Here is a 16,844-nt window from a genome sequence, read left to right as displayed (position 1 = left end):
TATAACAAAAAGGATGCTATACACTTTAATATCACATTTTGTTTAACAGATAGTAACAAAAAAAGTTCAACCAATTTTGGTTGAACTTTTTTAGTCTGAGATTTACTTTATTAATTCTCTGCTAACTTTTTCCTAAAGTTAGTACTAGTATTAGTATTTTCGTTCACTACAGGCTCTTCTGCAGCTGTTGAACGTTTGATAAAGAATGCAAGAACTAGTGCTACTGCGGCAACGAATACCGTCACATAAAATGAGAAGTTAATTCCTTCTAACATTGCCTTCATTGTGATCTCTTGCTTAATTTGAGCAAGCATCTCAGGTGTAGGTTTACTAGTCACATGCTTCATCGCTTCAGCAGCAAGTTCTTTCGCTTTTGACTCTGTACGATTTGACATAACTGTTATTAATAAAGCAGTACCAATCGCACCAGATACTTGCTGTAAAGTATTATTCATCGCAGTACCATGTGGATAGAATCGTTTTGGTAATTGATTTAATCCATTTGTTGATACTGGCATCATTACCATCGACATACCGAACATACGTAATGAGTATAAAATTATAATATGCGTATAAGTTGTATCCATTGTTAATTTACTTAAAAAGTAAGTAGTAATAGTCATAATCGCTAAACCAGTTACTGCAAGAATTCTTCCACCAATTTTATCAAATAGTTTACCCGTAATTGGCGACATAATTGCCATTAATAATGCACCTGGTAATAGCATTAAGCCTGCATCAAAAGGTTTAATGCCTCGAAGTGTTTGAGTATAAATCGGTAAAAGCATCATTGCTGAGAACATAGCCATTGTAACAACAATTGAAATCGCTGATGATAAAGCAAACATAGGGTAGCGATAAATTCTAAAGTTTAACATTGGCGTATCAAGTTTTAATTGACGTAAGATAAATAGTCCTAATGAAATAACCCCTACAATTAAAGTAACGTAAGCTTCCGGACTATCCCATCCTTTTGTTCCTGCAGTACTAAAACCGTACAATAATCCACCAAAACCTATACTAGATAAAAGAACAGAGAAAAGGTCGATCGTACTGTTTGATTTCTCTTTTTTATCTTTAAGTAAGAAAAAGCCAATAATTAAAATCGTTAATGCAATCGGTGAAACAACATGGAAAAGCATTCTCCAGTCATAATGTTCAATAATCCAACCAGATAATGTTGGTCCGATTGCCGGTGCACCCATCATTACTAAACCAAAGAAACCCATTGCAGTTCCTCGTTTTTCAACAGGGAAGCTAGTTAGCATAACATTCATTAATAATGGCATTAAAATAGCCGAACCAGAAGCTTGAATCATACGGCCCGCTAGTAATAAAGGAAATACATGTGCAAATCCTGCGGTTAAAGTACCGATATTAAATAAAAGTAGTGCAGTTATAAATAAATGTCTAACAGAATACTTTTGGATCAAAAAAGCAGTAGTCGGAATTAAAATTCCATTTACTAACATATATCCAGTAGAAAGCCATTGAACAGTCGAAGGCTCAACGTCCAAATCCTTCATAATAGAAGGTAAAGCAATATTAAGTAAAGTATTGTTTAAGAACGCAATAAAAGCCCCAATCATTAGGATTGTAATAATCCCATATGGCGGATTAACTGATTTATTCATGGAATGATCCATGATATCCCCTCCTTTGTACATCTAGTTCAATTTTTTGAACTACGTTTCCATCTTCTATATAAGATAATATGATATACCATTCATTCATTAGATGCAATTATAATAACCATTAGAAATCTTTAATAGTCTAATCAGATATTTACTAGTTAAAAATGTTAAAATAATGTACTATGTTTTTTAAGCAGTAATTAACTAGAACCAAGGTGATTATATGAATGATCGTAAACAGCATGTTGTAAAAATAGCTCATGAATTGTTTATTGAAAAAGGATTTCAAGCAACGTCAATTCAAGACATATTAGACTATAGCGGTATTTCTAAAGGTACATTTTATAATTATTTTTCGTCTAAAAGTGATTTAGTAGTCGCATTATTTAATATGATTTACAAAAAACTTGAACATGAAAGAAATGAGTTGTTGATCGGACAGAGCCCTTCAAATATTGAAATTTTCATTAAGCAAATAACTTTATTAATGGAGGCAAATAGAGATAATAAATTGATTTCTCTATTTGAAGAAGTAATTTATATAAATGACTTAGATATTAAACAGTTCATTAGAGAAGGTAATTTTAAGACATTAAATTGGGTGTATACACGTTTTCTAGACATTTTTGGCAGTGAAAAGAAAGATTTTTTATTAGATAGTGCCATTATGTTTTTAGGAATCATACACCATAATGTGAGATACTATGACCTCGCCAAAGATATGAATATTAGTATGGATCAAGTCGTCCGATATAGTGTAAAACGTATGATTAAGATCGTTGAGGATGTTGAGGAATCTGGTGAACAATTATTCAATTTGGAACTATTAGATAGATGGTTACCAGTAAGAAAGACCGAAGAAAATCTTCAACAAAAGCTTTGTAGTATTATTTGTACAATGAAAAAATCAGCATTAAATAGTAATGAACAACAAAAGTACAATGAGTTACTAGATTTTTTACAAAACGAATTGTTGCAATCAAAAACACCGCGAAAATATTTAATTGAGAGTGCTCTAGTATCCTTAAACGAAGGGAAGACGTTACTAGGAGAAAAAGAACTACAAAGGCTGAATGAACTGATCGACATTAATTTTATTCAACACGTTAAATAACCTATTTAATGAAAGAAAACCATCCTTTAGCAATTAAGCTTAGGTTGGTTTTCTTTTGTTTAAAATGATTAGATCAAATGTTACGATAGCTAAAGTTGTTTTTTCCCTTGAAATTCTTCAATTAGAAAAGTTCAATACATCTTTCGGCTACTTTTATGAAGAAAAACTGGCTTAAAATCAGTATAAATGTCGTTATTATACTTTTTTTACCATTAATTGACAAAAAATTCTGAATTGGTGATATACTTTCTTTTATAAATGAAAAAGGAGGTAACTTAGTTTGAAATCTTTAAAGTCAATAGTAGTTTGGGGATTAATTTCAATACTTGGAGCTTTCTGTTTTTCTGTATTAGCTTTAAAAAGAGGGGAAACAATAAATGCAATTTGGCTCCTCACAGCGGCAGTTTGTACATATGCAGTGGCTTATCGTTTTTACAGTAAGTTTATTGCAGAAAAAGTATTTAAACTTGATGAAGATCGTAAAACACCTGCCGAAATTAATAATGATGGTAAAGACTTTGTACCAACGAATAAGTGGGTATTATTTGGTCATCATTTTGCAGCGATCGCAGGGGCTGGTCCACTGGTTGGACCAATTTTAGCTGCGCAAATGGGTTATTTACCCGGAACGATTTGGATTATAGTAGGAGTTGTATTTGCTGGGGCTGTGCAGGATTTTGTCATATTAGCAGCTTCGACACGTAGAAATGGTAAATCGCTTGGCGAAATGATTAAAGAAGAGATTGGTCCTATAACAGGGGTCATCGCGTTAATAGGTATATTAGGAATTATGGTTATTTTATTAGCTGTATTAGCACTTGTCGTAGTTAAAGCGCTTGCGGGAAGTCCATGGGGAATGTTTACGATTGCGGCAACTATTCCAATCGCGATTTTCATGGGTATTTATATGCGATACATACGTCCAGGCCGAGTAGGAGAAGGGTCTTTTATTGGTGTGATTTTATTACTACTTTCATTATTTGCAGGACAATATGTAGCAGAAAGTCCAACATTAGCGGCAATGTTTACGTTTAAGGGAGAAACGATTGCTCTTATGTTGATTGGTTATGGGTTTATAGCATCAGTACTTCCAGTTTGGTTATTATTAGCTCCACGTGATTATTTAAGCACATTTTTAAAGGTTGGTACGATTTTAGCTTTAGCAATTGGCATAATTATTGTAGCACCAGATTTACAAATGCCGGCCGTTACAAAATTTATTGACGGAACAGGACCAGTATTTGCCGGAAATCTATTTCCATTTTTATTTATAACAATTGCTTGTGGATCTGTTTCTGGATTCCATGCATTAGTTGCTTCAGGCACTACCCCTAAAATGATTGAACGTGAAACGCATGCACGTGCCATTGGTTATGGTGCTATGTTAACGGAGTCTTTTGTAGCAGTAATGGCTATGATTGCTGCTTGTTTATTAACTCCAGGAGCATATTTTGCCATAAATAGCCCACCTGCCATAATTGGAACTGACGTAAACCAAGTGGCTCAAGTAGTTTCAAGCTGGGGCTTTACAATAGCTCCAAATGATTTGACCACACTAGCCAAAGATGTAGGGGAACAAACAATTCTTTCTCGTACTGGTGGGGCACCAACTTTAGCAATCGGCATGGCGGCACTTTTCTCTAAAGTAATTGGTGGTAAAGCATTAATGGCTTTTTGGTATCATTTTGCTATTTTATTTGAAGCATTATTTATTTTAACAACAATTGATGCTGGAACTAGGATTGGACGTTATATGACGCAGGATATTTTAGGTAATGTGTATAAGCCATTTGGAAAGACGGATTCACTTCCTGCAAATTTAATTGCGACAGCCATTTGCGTTTTCGGTTGGGGCTATTTCCTTTATCAAGGTGTAATTGATCCACTAGGGGGCATTAATACCTTATGGCCATTATTCGGTATCGCAAATCAAATGCTTGCAGCGATTGCCTTATTACTAGGCACAACTATCTTGCTGAAAATGGGGAAAAAGGCATATGCATGGATTACATTAGTGCCAACAATCTGGATCTTAATCGTCACAATGACTGCCGGCTATCAAAAGCTATTTCATGCATTACCAAAAATAGGGTTTTTAGCGCATGCTAAAGTTTTTAAAGATGGTTTAGATGCTGGCAAAATCCTTGCACCAGCAGCTAGTAAAGCACAAATGAATCAAATTATTTTAAATGACTATATTGACGCAACAATTTGTGGATTGTTTATGGTGATTGTGCTTTTAGTTTTAATTGCTTCGATTCGAAATTGGATAAATATATTGTCTAATAAACCGATAAAATTACATGAAACTCCGTACATTAAACGCGAAGAAAGTGAACCGAAAAATTATGCATTATAAAGTGAAGGAGTTTAAAAAATATTATAAACAGTTTATTAGTTTATTAGTAGGTGTACCAAGCTACGAGAAATATGTTGAACATATGAAAACACAACACCCTGATCAACCAATTCAATCTAGAAAAGAGTTCTTTATCGAGGCGCAAGAGTCACGTTTTAATTCTAAAAGTGGTAAAGTTACTCGTTGTTGTTAAAAAAACTAAACAGATAGGCTGCACATCTATCTAATAAGTGAACAAAATCCACAAGATTATTTCTTGTGGATTTTTTGATTCTACTTTTTATCTCTACGATATAAATCCAGTGTTTTGTATCCAGCACCTAAGACCATTTTCATTTCTTCACGTCTTTTTGCTTTCGTTGCTTCTTGCTTAGCGCTATAGACATGTCGTGCCCAATCTTTACGATACCCAGGAGTTAGAGAATTATAGAGTGTAAGTAATTCAGGGGAATCTTCTAAATCCTTTTCAACGTTCGGAATCATATCGATATAATCATCTACACATTGACTTGCTTTCGATGAGTTTGCAGCTTTTGTTTTTGATTCGTCTTTTAATCCAACAACCGTAAAGACGTCATCCAGTCCAACCATACGAGCAAATTTAATTGTACTTGAACCAATATAGCCGCTCTCATCCGCACCTAATCCTTTGAATAAATCATCACGATGAATATAAGTCGGATATACTTTGTTTCCTTTTTTAGGATAGGCAATAAAAATATAGCCATTTTTATCTAAATAATGATTCAGGATAATCTTTGTGACTAGTTTTTTTAGTGAGTCCATATCAAGTACAAAAGCAAATATCAGATCGTAAGGATGGTTTTGTAGATCCTTATCAAAATGTGGTAAATCTGCAAAATAATTTGCATCACTTGGTTGATTTAAAACGGTAGCTTTTTTATATTTTTTTAAGTTTAGCTTTTCAACAATGGTTTTAGTCATCCCAATCCACCTTTAAAGTAGTATGTATAAGGCTATTATAAATCAAAATAAGTAAAAAAATAATAGAAGCTCTTATTCGAGCTTCTATTATTTATTAGGCAGTATTGCTAGTCTAAAGAGCTTCTTTAATTACTTTTTTATAATAAAGAACGGATAAAAGACCAAAGACCGAGTATAAAACAGCATATAAAACCATGACGATAATCATTGGTGTCCAGACTTCAGTACCGAATAAGAACCATCCAGATTGAACGGCAAAATAGCTATGAACTAGTCCGACTACTAATGGGATACCGAAATTAAACAATTGCTTAGAACGGATACCTCTTAATAAGTCTCTACGGGAGAAACCTAGTTTACGTAAAATAGTATAGTTTGGTTTTTCGTCAACACTTTCGTCCATTTGTTTAAAGTATAAAATACATCCAGATGTCATTAAGAATGTTAATCCTAAAAATCCGACGATGAACATAATAAGGCCCATATTTGCTTTCTGACTTTTAACGATTTCAAGTCGAGAAGCATTAGGATAATTCTTATCAAATTGATGGTTCATATAAATATTATTTGCTTTTTCAATTTGTTTTTCATCACTTATATTAATTCCAATGTAGACAGTTGAATCTTTTTGAATTGATGAATCAAGATTCTGTTTTAATGTTTTAAATACTTGATCGTCTACTATAACAGTAGGAAATCCTCCATTTGTGAAGTAAGAAGGTATAATCTTTTCGCGTTTTAATCCTAAATAGTTTAGATTAAATTTTTTCTTGCTGCTAGTTAATTCAATATGCCCTGAATCCTTTAAGGTCATAAATTTTTGAAGCATATCATCGTATCCAGTAAATAAGGCTTCATTTGAAGCAAGGTTTACTTTTACTGACTTTTCGCTTACTACCGCTAGTGGGAATTTGTCAGCATCCTTCATCATGCCTTTTAACTCTGTATCTAGTATACTCTTTATATTTGTATTTACTTGAATAACCTCGATCTGTTTTTCGTTATATTTAATACCATTTGCATTTAGAGCGGATGTGAAAGTTTGTAAATCCTTTTTATTATTTAAGAAAAAGTTAGCAGGGACATGGCTCTCTGCAGTTTTTTCTGCAGAATAATAAGATATATAGCTTAAAGATAATAATCCAATCGCTAGTGCTGAAACGGTTGTAATAATTGTTAATAGCAAGGCATTAGACTTCATTCTAAACATAATTGAAGATAAAGATAGGACGTCATTAATATTTAAATAGCCATTTTTCTTTTTACGAACGATATTTAAAATAAAACGAACCGAACTTTTATACACTAAATAAGTTCCAATAATGACTGACGCTAAAATATAGATCATTACCGAAAATAGTTCAGTCATAGTAGTAAAATCGCCATCAAATAATTTTGATGATAGAAAATAACCTGAGATTATTAATAAAATACCTAAAATTCCAATAGAAATCTCGAAGATAGACATTTTTTTAAGCTTTCCTTCAGTCGATGAGACTACTCGGAATAAAGATAAAATAGTTTGTCGTTTAATAAAAGCATAATTCATTAACATAATGAACGCGTAAATTACGACAAATACAATTAGTGTCTGCACTAATGCTTGTGAAGAAAAATGTAAAGTAGCAATCGCTTTTACTCCGACGATTTTATATAAAATCATAATGATTAGCCTTGAAATCGAAAAACCTACTAAGATCCCAAGAACCAAAGAACTAAAATATAGAATACAATTTTCAACTGTTAAAATACCGAAAATCCTGTTTTTAGTCATTCCAATTAATTGAAACAAACCAATTTCTTTACTTCTTCTTTTTATAAAAATCATATTTGCATATAAAAGGAAAATCGAAACGATTGCGACAAGTAAAATCGACGCCGAGCGAATTGCTGCTGCTCCTTTGATCGAACCCTTTGTCGCTTCCATTGATGGGTCATACTGTAATGTAACAAATGAAAAGTATAAGGCAGCACTAAAAATTAATGCAAAAACATATAGATAATAGTTTTTTAAATTCTTTTTTAAATTTCGGAATATCAAATGATTAATGCTCATGGTGAACACCACCTAATACACCTTGGGTTTTCATGATATCTTTAAAGAAATTCTGTCTCGTTTCATCGCCTTTGTGTAGCTGTGAATAGATTTGTCCATCTTTAATAAAGACAACTCGATTGCAAAAGCTTGCTGCTACTGGATCATGTGTAACCATTACAATTGTCGCGTTTCTTTTCTCATTTAATTCACTTAGTTTATTTAATAAATCTGAAGCAGATTTTGAATCCAATGCGCCTGTAGGTTCATCTGCGAAAATAATACTAGGTTCATGAATAAATGCTCTAGCGGCTGAAGTACGCTGTTTTTGTCCCCCAGAGATTTCGTTAGGATACTTATCTTTTAATTCATAAATACCAAGCTCTTTAGCAATAACATCAAACTTTTGATTGGCTTCACTTGGTGATGTTTTTGTTATTGATAAAGGTAGAAGTATATTTTCCTTTACTGTTAATGTGTCTAGTAAGTTGTATTCCTGGAAAATAAAGCCCAAATAGTATTTTCGAAATTCTGCTAATTGTTTTTCTCTCATATCCGTAATATCTTTACCTTCAATTGCAATCGTTCCGCTATTAATCTTATCGATCGAGGAAAGAACGTTTAGTAATGTAGTTTTACCAGATCCAGACGGACCCATGATACTAACAAATTCACCTTTTTCGATGTTTATATTAATGCCACTTAATACTTCTTGTTTATTAAATTTATTTCCGTAACTTTTATGAATTTTATTTGCCTCTAAAATATTCATTTCGTACACTCCTTTATTTTCATTCGATAAAATTAGTATAAATGGTTACCAAGACCGTTTCCTTTGATTAACCGAACAATAAACAAAAGCATGTGACAATTTTGTCACATGCCTGTTATTTTTACAAATTCATTTCGTTTAGGGAAGGTTAGTGTGAAAATTGAACCTTTATCTAACTCAGACTTTACTTGGAACGTGATATGTAGGGACTGGGCAGCCTTCTTTGCTAAATATAACCCCATCCCTGTAGAGGCATTATCTTGATGCTGAATCGTTGAAGTAAATCCTTTTTCGAAAATTCGCGGCAAATCTTTTGAATGAATACCTCGACCGAAGTCTTCAATCTCAAGAATCACTTGGTCATTTTTTTGCTTACTTATAATCCGAATGTCTGAGGATGGACTATATTTCACTGCATTTGTTAATAGCTGTCGTAGTATATATGATAGCCATTTAGCATCACTGAATACTTCTAGCTCCTCTAATTCAATATCAAATCCAATCCCTTTATGTATACACCATGATTGCAAAGTTTTAATCTCTGGATAAATGACATCTTCAAGTTGAATTTTTTCGATATAAAGATCATTTTCAATAAAAGGTATTCTTTTTTGGTGAAGTTGTTGATCTAGTAATAGGTGAATACGTAGCCATTCATATGTTAAATTTGATTTCAACTTTTCATCCTTCATACGATCAATCATTAAGTGCATTGCTGTTAAAGGTGTTTTTACTTCATGGATCCATGATAGGAGTTCATCTTTTTCTTGCTCTAAATAAGTTTGATTTTGAATTGCTATTTTTTTTAATAAGCTTGTTTGATTTATTAAGCTGTTTTCAACAATTTCTTCAAATGGACTATTTGGTTCTTCAATTCCCGTCAAGTCAAGGTTATCCTCACGTTCAACAAGGCTCTTATAAAATTTTATTTCTTTAGGATATTGAATGACTAAAAAAATGATAAACAATAATAGCGATAGAAAGACAATATAAAGTAATGATTTTAAAGGAATTGACGAATCAATAAATGAAACAAATACAACGAGTACTTGTGTTAGTAGAAAAAAAAGTATCCAACTAAATCGCTCAATTAGAAATGTTTTAATCATTAAATGACCTCTTCTAAAGCAATATATCCTTGACCAACCTTTGTTTCAATAAATTGTCCTAATCCTATTTCATCTAGTCTTTTACGCAATCGATTTACGTTTACTGTTAAGGTGTTATCACTAATAAATCGCTTGTCATCCCAAAGGGCATTGATTAATTCCTCACGACTTACGATTTTATTTTTTTGTTCAATTAGCAGTTTTAAAATATAGATCTCATTTTTTGTAAGATCAATTGCACCAGTTTCATTCGATACAGTATTTTTTTCATAGTCGACGGTTGCACCACACCAAGTTTTAAGAGCAATTTTTTCGGTATTGTAATTATATACGCGTCTAAGAGTAGCCTGGATTTTCGCAATTAGTACATCAAAATGGAATGGCTTTTGTATAAAATCATCTGCTCCAAGCTGCATCGACATGACCATATCCGAGGGATGATCTCTTGAAGATAGAAAGATAATTGGTACATTTGAATGGGAACGAATCATACGACACCAGTGAAAACCATCGTATTTTGGTAGTTGTATATCAATGATGACTAAATCTGGTTTTATCTCTGTAAATTCTTGAATTGCCTTATTAAAGTCTGTTATCCCATATACTTCATAGGACCATCCAGATAAGCGATCTTTAATCTCAGTGAATAGAGAAGAATCATCTTCAATGAGTAATAGTTTAAACAAATGGTTTCACCACACTTTTATTTACTTTCCATTAATTGTAAAATAAAAACAAATTAAGTGCCATAAACGAATATAGTATTTACCTGAATAAAAAAAGTACACTGTTTTTTATTCAGTGCACTTTAAAGTGATTTTTTTATCGATTATCAATCTTCTCAGGGTATAAATCATGGTTCATCATACGATGTTCAGCCATTTTTTCGTATTTAGTACCTGGGCGACCATAGTTGCAATATGGGTCAATTGAAATTCCACCACGTGGAGTGAATTTTCCCCAAACTTCAATATATCGAGGATCCATTAATTTAATTAGATCATCCATAATGATGTTCATGCAATCTTCATGGAAATCACCATGATTACGGAAGCTAAAGAAGTATAGTTTTAAAGATTTACTTTCAACCATTTTCTTCTCAGGAATATAGCTTATATAAATTGTCGCAAAATCAGGTTGACCAGTTTTTGGACAAAGTGAAGTAAATTCAGGGAAATTAAATTTTACGAAATAATCACGATTTGGGTGAGTATTATCAAATGTTTCTAATATTCCTGGATCATATTCAAATAAATATTTTGTGTTGTTGCTACCAAGTAATGATACTTCTTCTAGTGAACCTTTTGATCTACCTACCATTTTGGTTAAACTCCTCTCTTATTTCCCCAAACAAATGCATGTAATTGAGGTAAAACTTTTACATTTTTAAATACCTTCGATTTCATAGCTTCATCTATAAGCCATTCGTAACGATTTAACATGTATTGTAATAAAGTGCTATCATCCGCATTTAGCCAACTATTTCCGACCTGTAAAAAGAATGGGACATGTGGGAATTTTTGATGAACAGTTTCCGCATAAGCTAAATCTTTTTCATCAAAAATAACAACTTTTAAGCAAAACTTTGGATGATTTTCTAAATTTTGAATAATGCTTCCTAGCATATCGAAATCAGTATTCATGCCACTGCTAGGCGGTTTAGGCGATAAAGTAACTTCATCGATAGAAGGTAACCATGGTTGCCACTTACTACCTTGAGTTTCAAGAGCTAAAGTCATATTCTTTTCCTTTAAAAACTCAACTACAGGGCCTAAAGATGGAAGTAAGGCAGGGTTTCCACCAGAAATCGTAATATGAGAGAATGTATCGCCGCCTAAGTCGGTTAGATTCTTCCAAACTTCTTCTGCGGTCATCCATTTTATATTTTCTTTTTCACTACCATCCCAGGTGAACGAAGAATCGCACCAACTACAAGAGTAATCACAACCCGCAGTACGAATAAACATCGTTTTTTGACCGATTGCCATTCCTTCACCTTGTACAGTAGGTCCAAATATTTCAAGTACTGGAATTTTACTCATTGATCATCCACTCCCTACGAGCTTCTGCGTAGCAAGTAGGCGTTTCAAATAAACGAACAAACTCTACTCTAATATCTTGTTCAGGATTTGTATGACCTTTTAGTGCATTTTCCATTTGCTCATAAATCCAAACAACCATATTTTCGGCTGTTGTATTCATCGGAGGTAGCATCTCATTTAAATAACGGTGATCTAAATAGATTTCAATTTTTTCCTTCCAAATCCGTTTAATATCACCAAAATCGATCACTAAGCCGATTTCATCAACAAAGCCACTAATTCCAAAAATAACTTTATATGTGTGCCCGTGTAAATTCTTACATTTACCTTCGTAGCAATGTAAGTGATGTGCAGCATCAAAAGTAAATTCTTTATTAACAAGAACTCGTTTACGGTGATATTTTAAGTCTTCTTTTTTTATATGCTCATCAATTTTATGAAGTCTTTCTACGATGCGAAAATCAAACATGCTTTGTGGCTCCCTTCGATTGTAGGTAACGATCTAAACCAGCCTGACGAAGCTCACATGCCGGACACTCTCCACAACCATCAGAAATAATGCCGTTATAGCAAGTTAGTGTTTTATCTTTTACGTATTCAAATGCGCCTAATTCATCAGCTAATTTCCATGTGTCAGCCTTATCGATCCACATAAGTGGAGTATGAATAACAAATGGATAATCCATTGATAGATTAAGAGTTACATTTAATGATTTAACAAAGATATCTCGGCAGTCAGGGTATCCGCTAAAGTCAGTCTCACAAACACCAGTAATAATGTGCTTTGCTCCTTTTTGTTTAGCAAGTACTGCTGCAAAAGATAGGAATAACAAATTACGTCCATCGACGAATGTAGAAGGAAGTTCGCCTTCTTCGTGAGTTATATCAATATCTGATCTTGTTAAAGCATTTGGTGCAAGCTGATTTAACAAGGACATATCAAGGATATGGTGAGGAATATTTAATTCCTTACAAATATCTGCAGCTACATCTAATTCTAGTTTATGACGCTGATTGTAATTAAACGTAACAGCTTCAACCTCACCGAATTGTTCCATAGCCCAGAATAAACATGTAGTACTGTCTTGGCCACCGCTAAATACAACGATTGCTTTTTCATTTTTCATATTTTTTCTCTCCTTTACATGATTAAAAAGAAGAGGGCATCCCGAATAACAAAAATAAAAACAATACGACAAATATTGTTTTTCGCCTTATTTTTTTGTAGAGGGGAGTTTGCGACCTCTACCACAAGCAATAAAGCTTATGGATTTTTCTATTAAATTTTCTATCTATTAAATTGTACTAGAGAAGTACAATCATCATTCCCATTATAATCGTTTCATGTTAAAAGAACAAAAACTTTTGTAAGAAAGTAAAAAATTACATATTTGGGTCTGAAAAACACTGTTAATTTATTTGTATTTGCTGATACTAGTTTTTATATGGGAGTTGCATTATTGAATTTAGTAAATTAGGTGATTAAAATTGAACAAATTCATAAGCCTTTTGTCGGAGTTTGTATTTTGGTATCCATTGGTTATGTCTTTATTTTGGGTGGCCGGATCCAGTCTATTTTTCCGATACCGTGAAAAAGGAAAAGATGTAAATTTTGAAGGGATTGATTAGCCATTAATTAGCATCTTAATACCTTGTTATAACGAGGAAGAAACAATTGAAGAGACAATTCAATATTTAGTGGAATTAGATTATCCATTAAAAGAAATCATTGCTGTAAACCATGGCAGTAAGGATTCAACCTTTAAAGTTTTAGAAAAAATTGCAAATAAACATCGCGAGGTTAAGGCAATTGATTGTAGAGAAAATAGGGGGAAAGCAAATGCCTTACATATTGCTTGCCATGCATCAAAAGGGGAGTTTTTAGTTTGCATTGATTCGGATGCCATTTTAGCGCCTAAGGCTGCACAGTATCTCATATATCATTTTCTACATAGTGGGGAAAGATTAGGTGCTGTAACGGGAAATCCAAGAATTCGAAATCGTGATACGCTACTGAGTAGATTACAAATAGTAGAATATTCTTCTATTATTGGGGCCATAAAAAGAACCCAAAGAATGCTCGATAAAATTATGACTGTATCAGGCGTAGTCGTTGCATTTCGAAAAAAAGCACTTGTAGATGTAGGATTATGGGACCGCGACATGATTACAGAAGACATCGCAGTATCCTGGAAGCTACAAGAAAGATTTTGGGATATTCGCTATGAACCTCGTGCACTTTGCTGGATGTTAGTTCCAGAAACATTAAAGGGAATTTGGAATCAAAGAATTCGTTGGGCACGGGGTGGTCAAGAGGTAATTCTGCGGTATTGGCGTTTATTATTGGACTTTCGTCATAGAAGGATCTGGCCAATCTATCTTGAACAATGGGTTAGTTTAATTTGGTCATTTTCTTGGGTATTCGTGACAATTTACTATTTAATAACTGCTAACAGTGTACAAGAATTAATAATATGGATGACTTTTTCTTCTTTCTCACTTGTTTTCATGAGTCTTATACAGCTTTGGATGTCGTTTAGAGTTGATTCCACATACGATAACATAAAAAAATATTACTTATGGGCCGCGTGGTATCCAGTTATTTATTGGGTTTTAAATGCAATAATTGTAATGTTTGCATTACCAAAAGCAATTAAATCAAGAATAAAAGGCGGTTATGCAACATGGACAAGTCCAGACAGGGGAAACAGGAAACTGAAGTAATCGTTCATTCAAAGAAAAATTGGCTAAGTGAAGTGATGATTACGATTACAACATTAGTAGTTTGGATCTACTGTATAATTTTAATGGCTTTTTTCATTAGTTCGCTAATAAATTACAATAATGGATATATAAATATAGTAAAGTCCTATTTTAAAATGACAAATCATGACATACTTTTTTTTGTTTTATTTACAATCCTGTTGTGGATCGTTTTTTATTTTGGTCTTTTAAGTTGGAAATTTTATAATTTAAAAAGATTTGGATCATTACGAAGAAGGTCATATCCAAAATTTACAACAAAGGAGGAACTATTAAATTTAAAGCTTATGTCTGAAGAGGATTACAATAAATTACAGGATTCAAAAATTATAATCTTTGAAAATAATCCTATTCTAGAGTTAGCTAGTCATAATAAAAAAAGTAATCCACATGTGGATATTTTTAATAAGGGACTTATACACATATTGACAGGTAGAAGCCATCTACCTGTTTTTTAGTTTTTAGAGAAAAACCAATCTAAGGGAGTTGTACACATATTTGTACACAAGAATACGTTTTGTAAACAGTTGTATACGATAAAGTATACTTGTACGCAAAACGTAAACTTACTATCCACAGGTAGGAGACAGTTGTACCGATATTAATTCTAGAATGAAAAAGGGAATGTATACACTTTTGTATACAAGTACACGTTTTTGTAAACAGTTGTATACGTTTTTGTACACATGTACACAGATATGTATACAAGTTTATGTGTTTACAATTTTGTATACAAGATGACAATTCAGTTACATTTTTATAATAGTTCAGTATGGGACATTGACCGGATGGCTAAAGTTAGATAATCTAATATCAGAATTATCTATTAATATGTAAACCTATTAGCGAAAGGGATGATTTAAGTGGTAAATGCTCGTATAGCTGCTATTGATGTAGGAAACGATTCACTCAAAGGAATTTTTGGGAAGATGGAATCTGAGATTAATATTCCTAATATTATTGCAAGGGATACAGAAGATCGTCCAATCATTGGGATAGAAGAATTAGACAACCAAGATCCAGTTGATGGAATACATATTCGCGTTCACTCGCCTACTTTAAAAGAGAATAATACTGTTTATCGTGTAGGAAATTTAGCAACTAAAAGTGGTAATGCAACAGAACTAGATCCTGGGAGTAATAAGTCTGAAGAGGATCAAACACTTATTATGTTATTTGCAGCTTTAGCGTTAGATGCAGCTAGAGAAGATAATAAACAGATTGTAAAGAACTCTAATAATGTAATTGAGGCAACTTACGTATTAGGAACGGGTCTTCCGCTTAGAGAAGTAAAGGAAGGAAAGGACGTAGGTTATCGTTCTCGATTACTAGGCTCAGTGCACCAAGTAGAGTTTTTAGTAACACCAAGACATCAAGGATTAAAAGTTAATATTAAGTTTGAAGAAGTTAAAGTCTATCCTGAAGGATTCGCTGCTTTTATTAACTTAGTTATGGACAATCATTTAAACATTATTAATAAAGACCTTATAGATAAAAAAATCCTTATTCAAGACATCGGAGGGTTATCAACTGATATTGCCGTCATTAGGAATCGAAAGGTAGATGACGATAAAGCCCAAGGTTTTAATCTTGGTGTGGCAGAGTCCCTAGAAGCAATTCGTGAAGAGATTCGTTCAAGACATGGAGTTGAACTTGATAGCCGAAGAGACGTTGTAGAGATCATTACTAAGAAAAGTGATCGAAACCATATTATGGTTAAGGGTAGTCGGACAAGCGTTCATGATATTGTAGACCGAATTCTGTTAGAATTAGCAAAAAAACAATATCGCCATTTAAGAAATATTTGGCAAAAGAACTCACAAACTGAAATATGCTATTTCATTGGTGGAGGATCGCTAATCTTAAAAGAGTATCTTAAAACCCTTAATAATAACCTAGATGGTTATAATATTGATTTCTTTGAGGATGAGAAGGAAAGTATCTGGATGATGGCGAATGCTTATTATAAGCTAATCGCTGATTATGAAATAAAAAGAGTAAGAGAATCTAGAAGAGAAACACAACAAGTTGAAAAAGAAGAACAAAAAATGTCTAAAGCAAAATAAGGTGA

Annotated in this window: 16 protein-coding genes; 6 read left to right on the top strand and 10 right to left on the bottom strand. The window is 33.0% G+C overall.

The window, feature by feature from the left end; genetic code table 11:
* Positions 1-110: 110 nt before the first annotated feature.
* The gene (locus tag COI44_RS01370) at positions 111-1,646 is read right to left on the bottom strand and encodes a DHA2 family efflux MFS transporter permease subunit (protein ID WP_098426307.1); all 1,536 of its coding nucleotides are present in this window, start codon (positions 1,644-1,646) and stop codon (positions 111-113) included.
* A gap of 211 nt (positions 1,647-1,857) precedes the next feature.
* Between COI44_RS01370 and COI44_RS01365 the strand changes: the two genes are divergently transcribed.
* The 3 genes from COI44_RS01365 (at position 1,858) to COI44_RS01355 (ending at position 5,300) form a co-directional block, all read left to right on the top strand.
* Positions 1,858-2,748, top strand: coding sequence for a TetR/AcrR family transcriptional regulator (locus COI44_RS01365; protein WP_098426306.1), 891 nt, complete (start codon positions 1,858-1,860; stop codon positions 2,746-2,748).
* A 280-nt stretch (positions 2,749-3,028) separates the two neighbouring features.
* Positions 3,029-5,107: a carbon starvation CstA family protein gene (locus tag COI44_RS01360; RefSeq protein WP_098426305.1), complete on the top strand. Its 2,079-nt coding sequence runs from the start codon at positions 3,029-3,031 to the stop codon at positions 5,105-5,107.
* Positions 5,097-5,300: a YbdD/YjiX family protein gene (locus COI44_RS01355; protein WP_098426304.1), complete on the top strand. Its 204-nt coding sequence runs from the start codon at positions 5,097-5,099 to the stop codon at positions 5,298-5,300. Before COI44_RS01360 ends, COI44_RS01355 begins: the two co-directional genes overlap by 11 nt.
* A gap of 80 nt (positions 5,301-5,380) precedes the next feature.
* On the opposite strand, the gene COI44_RS01350 is transcribed toward COI44_RS01355, so the two are convergent.
* From COI44_RS01350 to queC, 9 genes are all read right to left on the bottom strand, one after another.
* A complete protein-coding gene (locus COI44_RS01350; RefSeq protein ID WP_098426303.1) occupies positions 5,381-6,052 on the bottom strand; it encodes a YdeI/OmpD-associated family protein in 672 nt (223 codons plus the stop codon).
* A gap of 112 nt (positions 6,053-6,164) precedes the next feature.
* Entirely contained in the window at positions 6,165-8,108 is a 1,944-nt protein-coding gene (locus COI44_RS01345; RefSeq protein WP_098426302.1) for an FtsX-like permease family protein, read from the bottom strand.
* Positions 8,098-8,859, bottom strand: a complete 762-nt coding sequence (locus COI44_RS01340; protein ID WP_098426301.1) for an ABC transporter ATP-binding protein — start codon at positions 8,857-8,859, stop codon at positions 8,098-8,100. Before COI44_RS01340 ends, COI44_RS01345 begins: the two co-directional genes overlap by 11 nt.
* Positions 8,860-8,963: 104 nt before the next feature.
* The gene (locus COI44_RS01335; protein WP_098426300.1) at positions 8,964-9,968 is read right to left on the bottom strand and encodes a sensor histidine kinase; all 1,005 of its coding nucleotides are present in this window, start codon (positions 9,966-9,968) and stop codon (positions 8,964-8,966) included.
* Positions 9,968-10,654 carry a response regulator transcription factor gene (locus COI44_RS01330; RefSeq protein ID WP_098426299.1) on the bottom strand — a complete coding sequence of 229 codons (687 nt, stop codon included), beginning with the start codon at positions 10,652-10,654 and terminating at the stop codon, positions 9,968-9,970. The genes COI44_RS01335 and COI44_RS01330 overlap by 1 nt, the downstream gene beginning before the upstream one ends.
* A gap of 136 nt (positions 10,655-10,790) precedes the next feature.
* A complete protein-coding gene (queF, locus tag COI44_RS01325) occupies positions 10,791-11,288 on the bottom strand; it encodes a preQ(1) synthase (RefSeq protein WP_056469085.1) in 498 nt (165 codons plus the stop codon).
* A 5-nt stretch (positions 11,289-11,293) separates the two neighbouring features.
* Positions 11,294-12,010, bottom strand: a complete 717-nt coding sequence (gene queE / locus COI44_RS01320) for a 7-carboxy-7-deazaguanine synthase QueE (protein WP_098426298.1) — start codon at positions 12,008-12,010, stop codon at positions 11,294-11,296.
* Entirely contained in the window at positions 12,003-12,479 is a 477-nt protein-coding gene (gene queD, locus COI44_RS01315) for a 6-carboxytetrahydropterin synthase QueD (RefSeq protein ID WP_098426297.1), read from the bottom strand. The genes queE and queD overlap by 8 nt, the downstream gene beginning before the upstream one ends.
* Complete coding sequence (gene queC, locus COI44_RS01310) at positions 12,472-13,209, bottom strand: 7-cyano-7-deazaguanine synthase QueC (protein ID WP_335484454.1); 738 nt, start codon at positions 13,207-13,209, stop codon at positions 12,472-12,474. Before queC ends, queD begins: the two co-directional genes overlap by 8 nt.
* Before the next feature lie 436 nt (positions 13,210-13,645).
* On the opposite strand from queC, the gene pgaC reads away from it, so the two are divergent.
* The 3 genes from pgaC to COI44_RS01295 all read left to right on the top strand — a co-directional run bounded on the left by pgaC (position 13,646) and on the right by COI44_RS01295 (position 16,839).
* Positions 13,646-14,734, top strand: a complete 1,089-nt coding sequence (gene pgaC, locus COI44_RS01305) for a poly-beta-1,6-N-acetyl-D-glucosamine synthase (protein ID WP_353615998.1) — start codon at positions 13,646-13,648, stop codon at positions 14,732-14,734.
* Entirely contained in the window at positions 14,695-15,231 is a 537-nt protein-coding gene (locus COI44_RS01300; protein WP_098426295.1) for a hypothetical protein, read from the top strand. The genes pgaC and COI44_RS01300 overlap by 40 nt, the downstream gene beginning before the upstream one ends.
* A gap of 405 nt (positions 15,232-15,636) precedes the next feature.
* Positions 15,637-16,839: a ParM/StbA family protein gene (locus tag COI44_RS01295; protein ID WP_098426294.1), complete on the top strand. Its 1,203-nt coding sequence runs from the start codon at positions 15,637-15,639 to the stop codon at positions 16,837-16,839.
* Positions 16,840-16,844: the final 5 nt, after the last annotated feature.

Source organism: Bacillus sp. AFS088145 (assembly GCF_002564465.1).
In the GTDB taxonomy this organism is placed as follows: domain Bacteria; phylum Bacillota; class Bacilli; order Bacillales; family Bacillaceae_G; genus Gottfriedia.
This window is presented reverse-complemented; position numbering and strand designations above follow the sequence as displayed.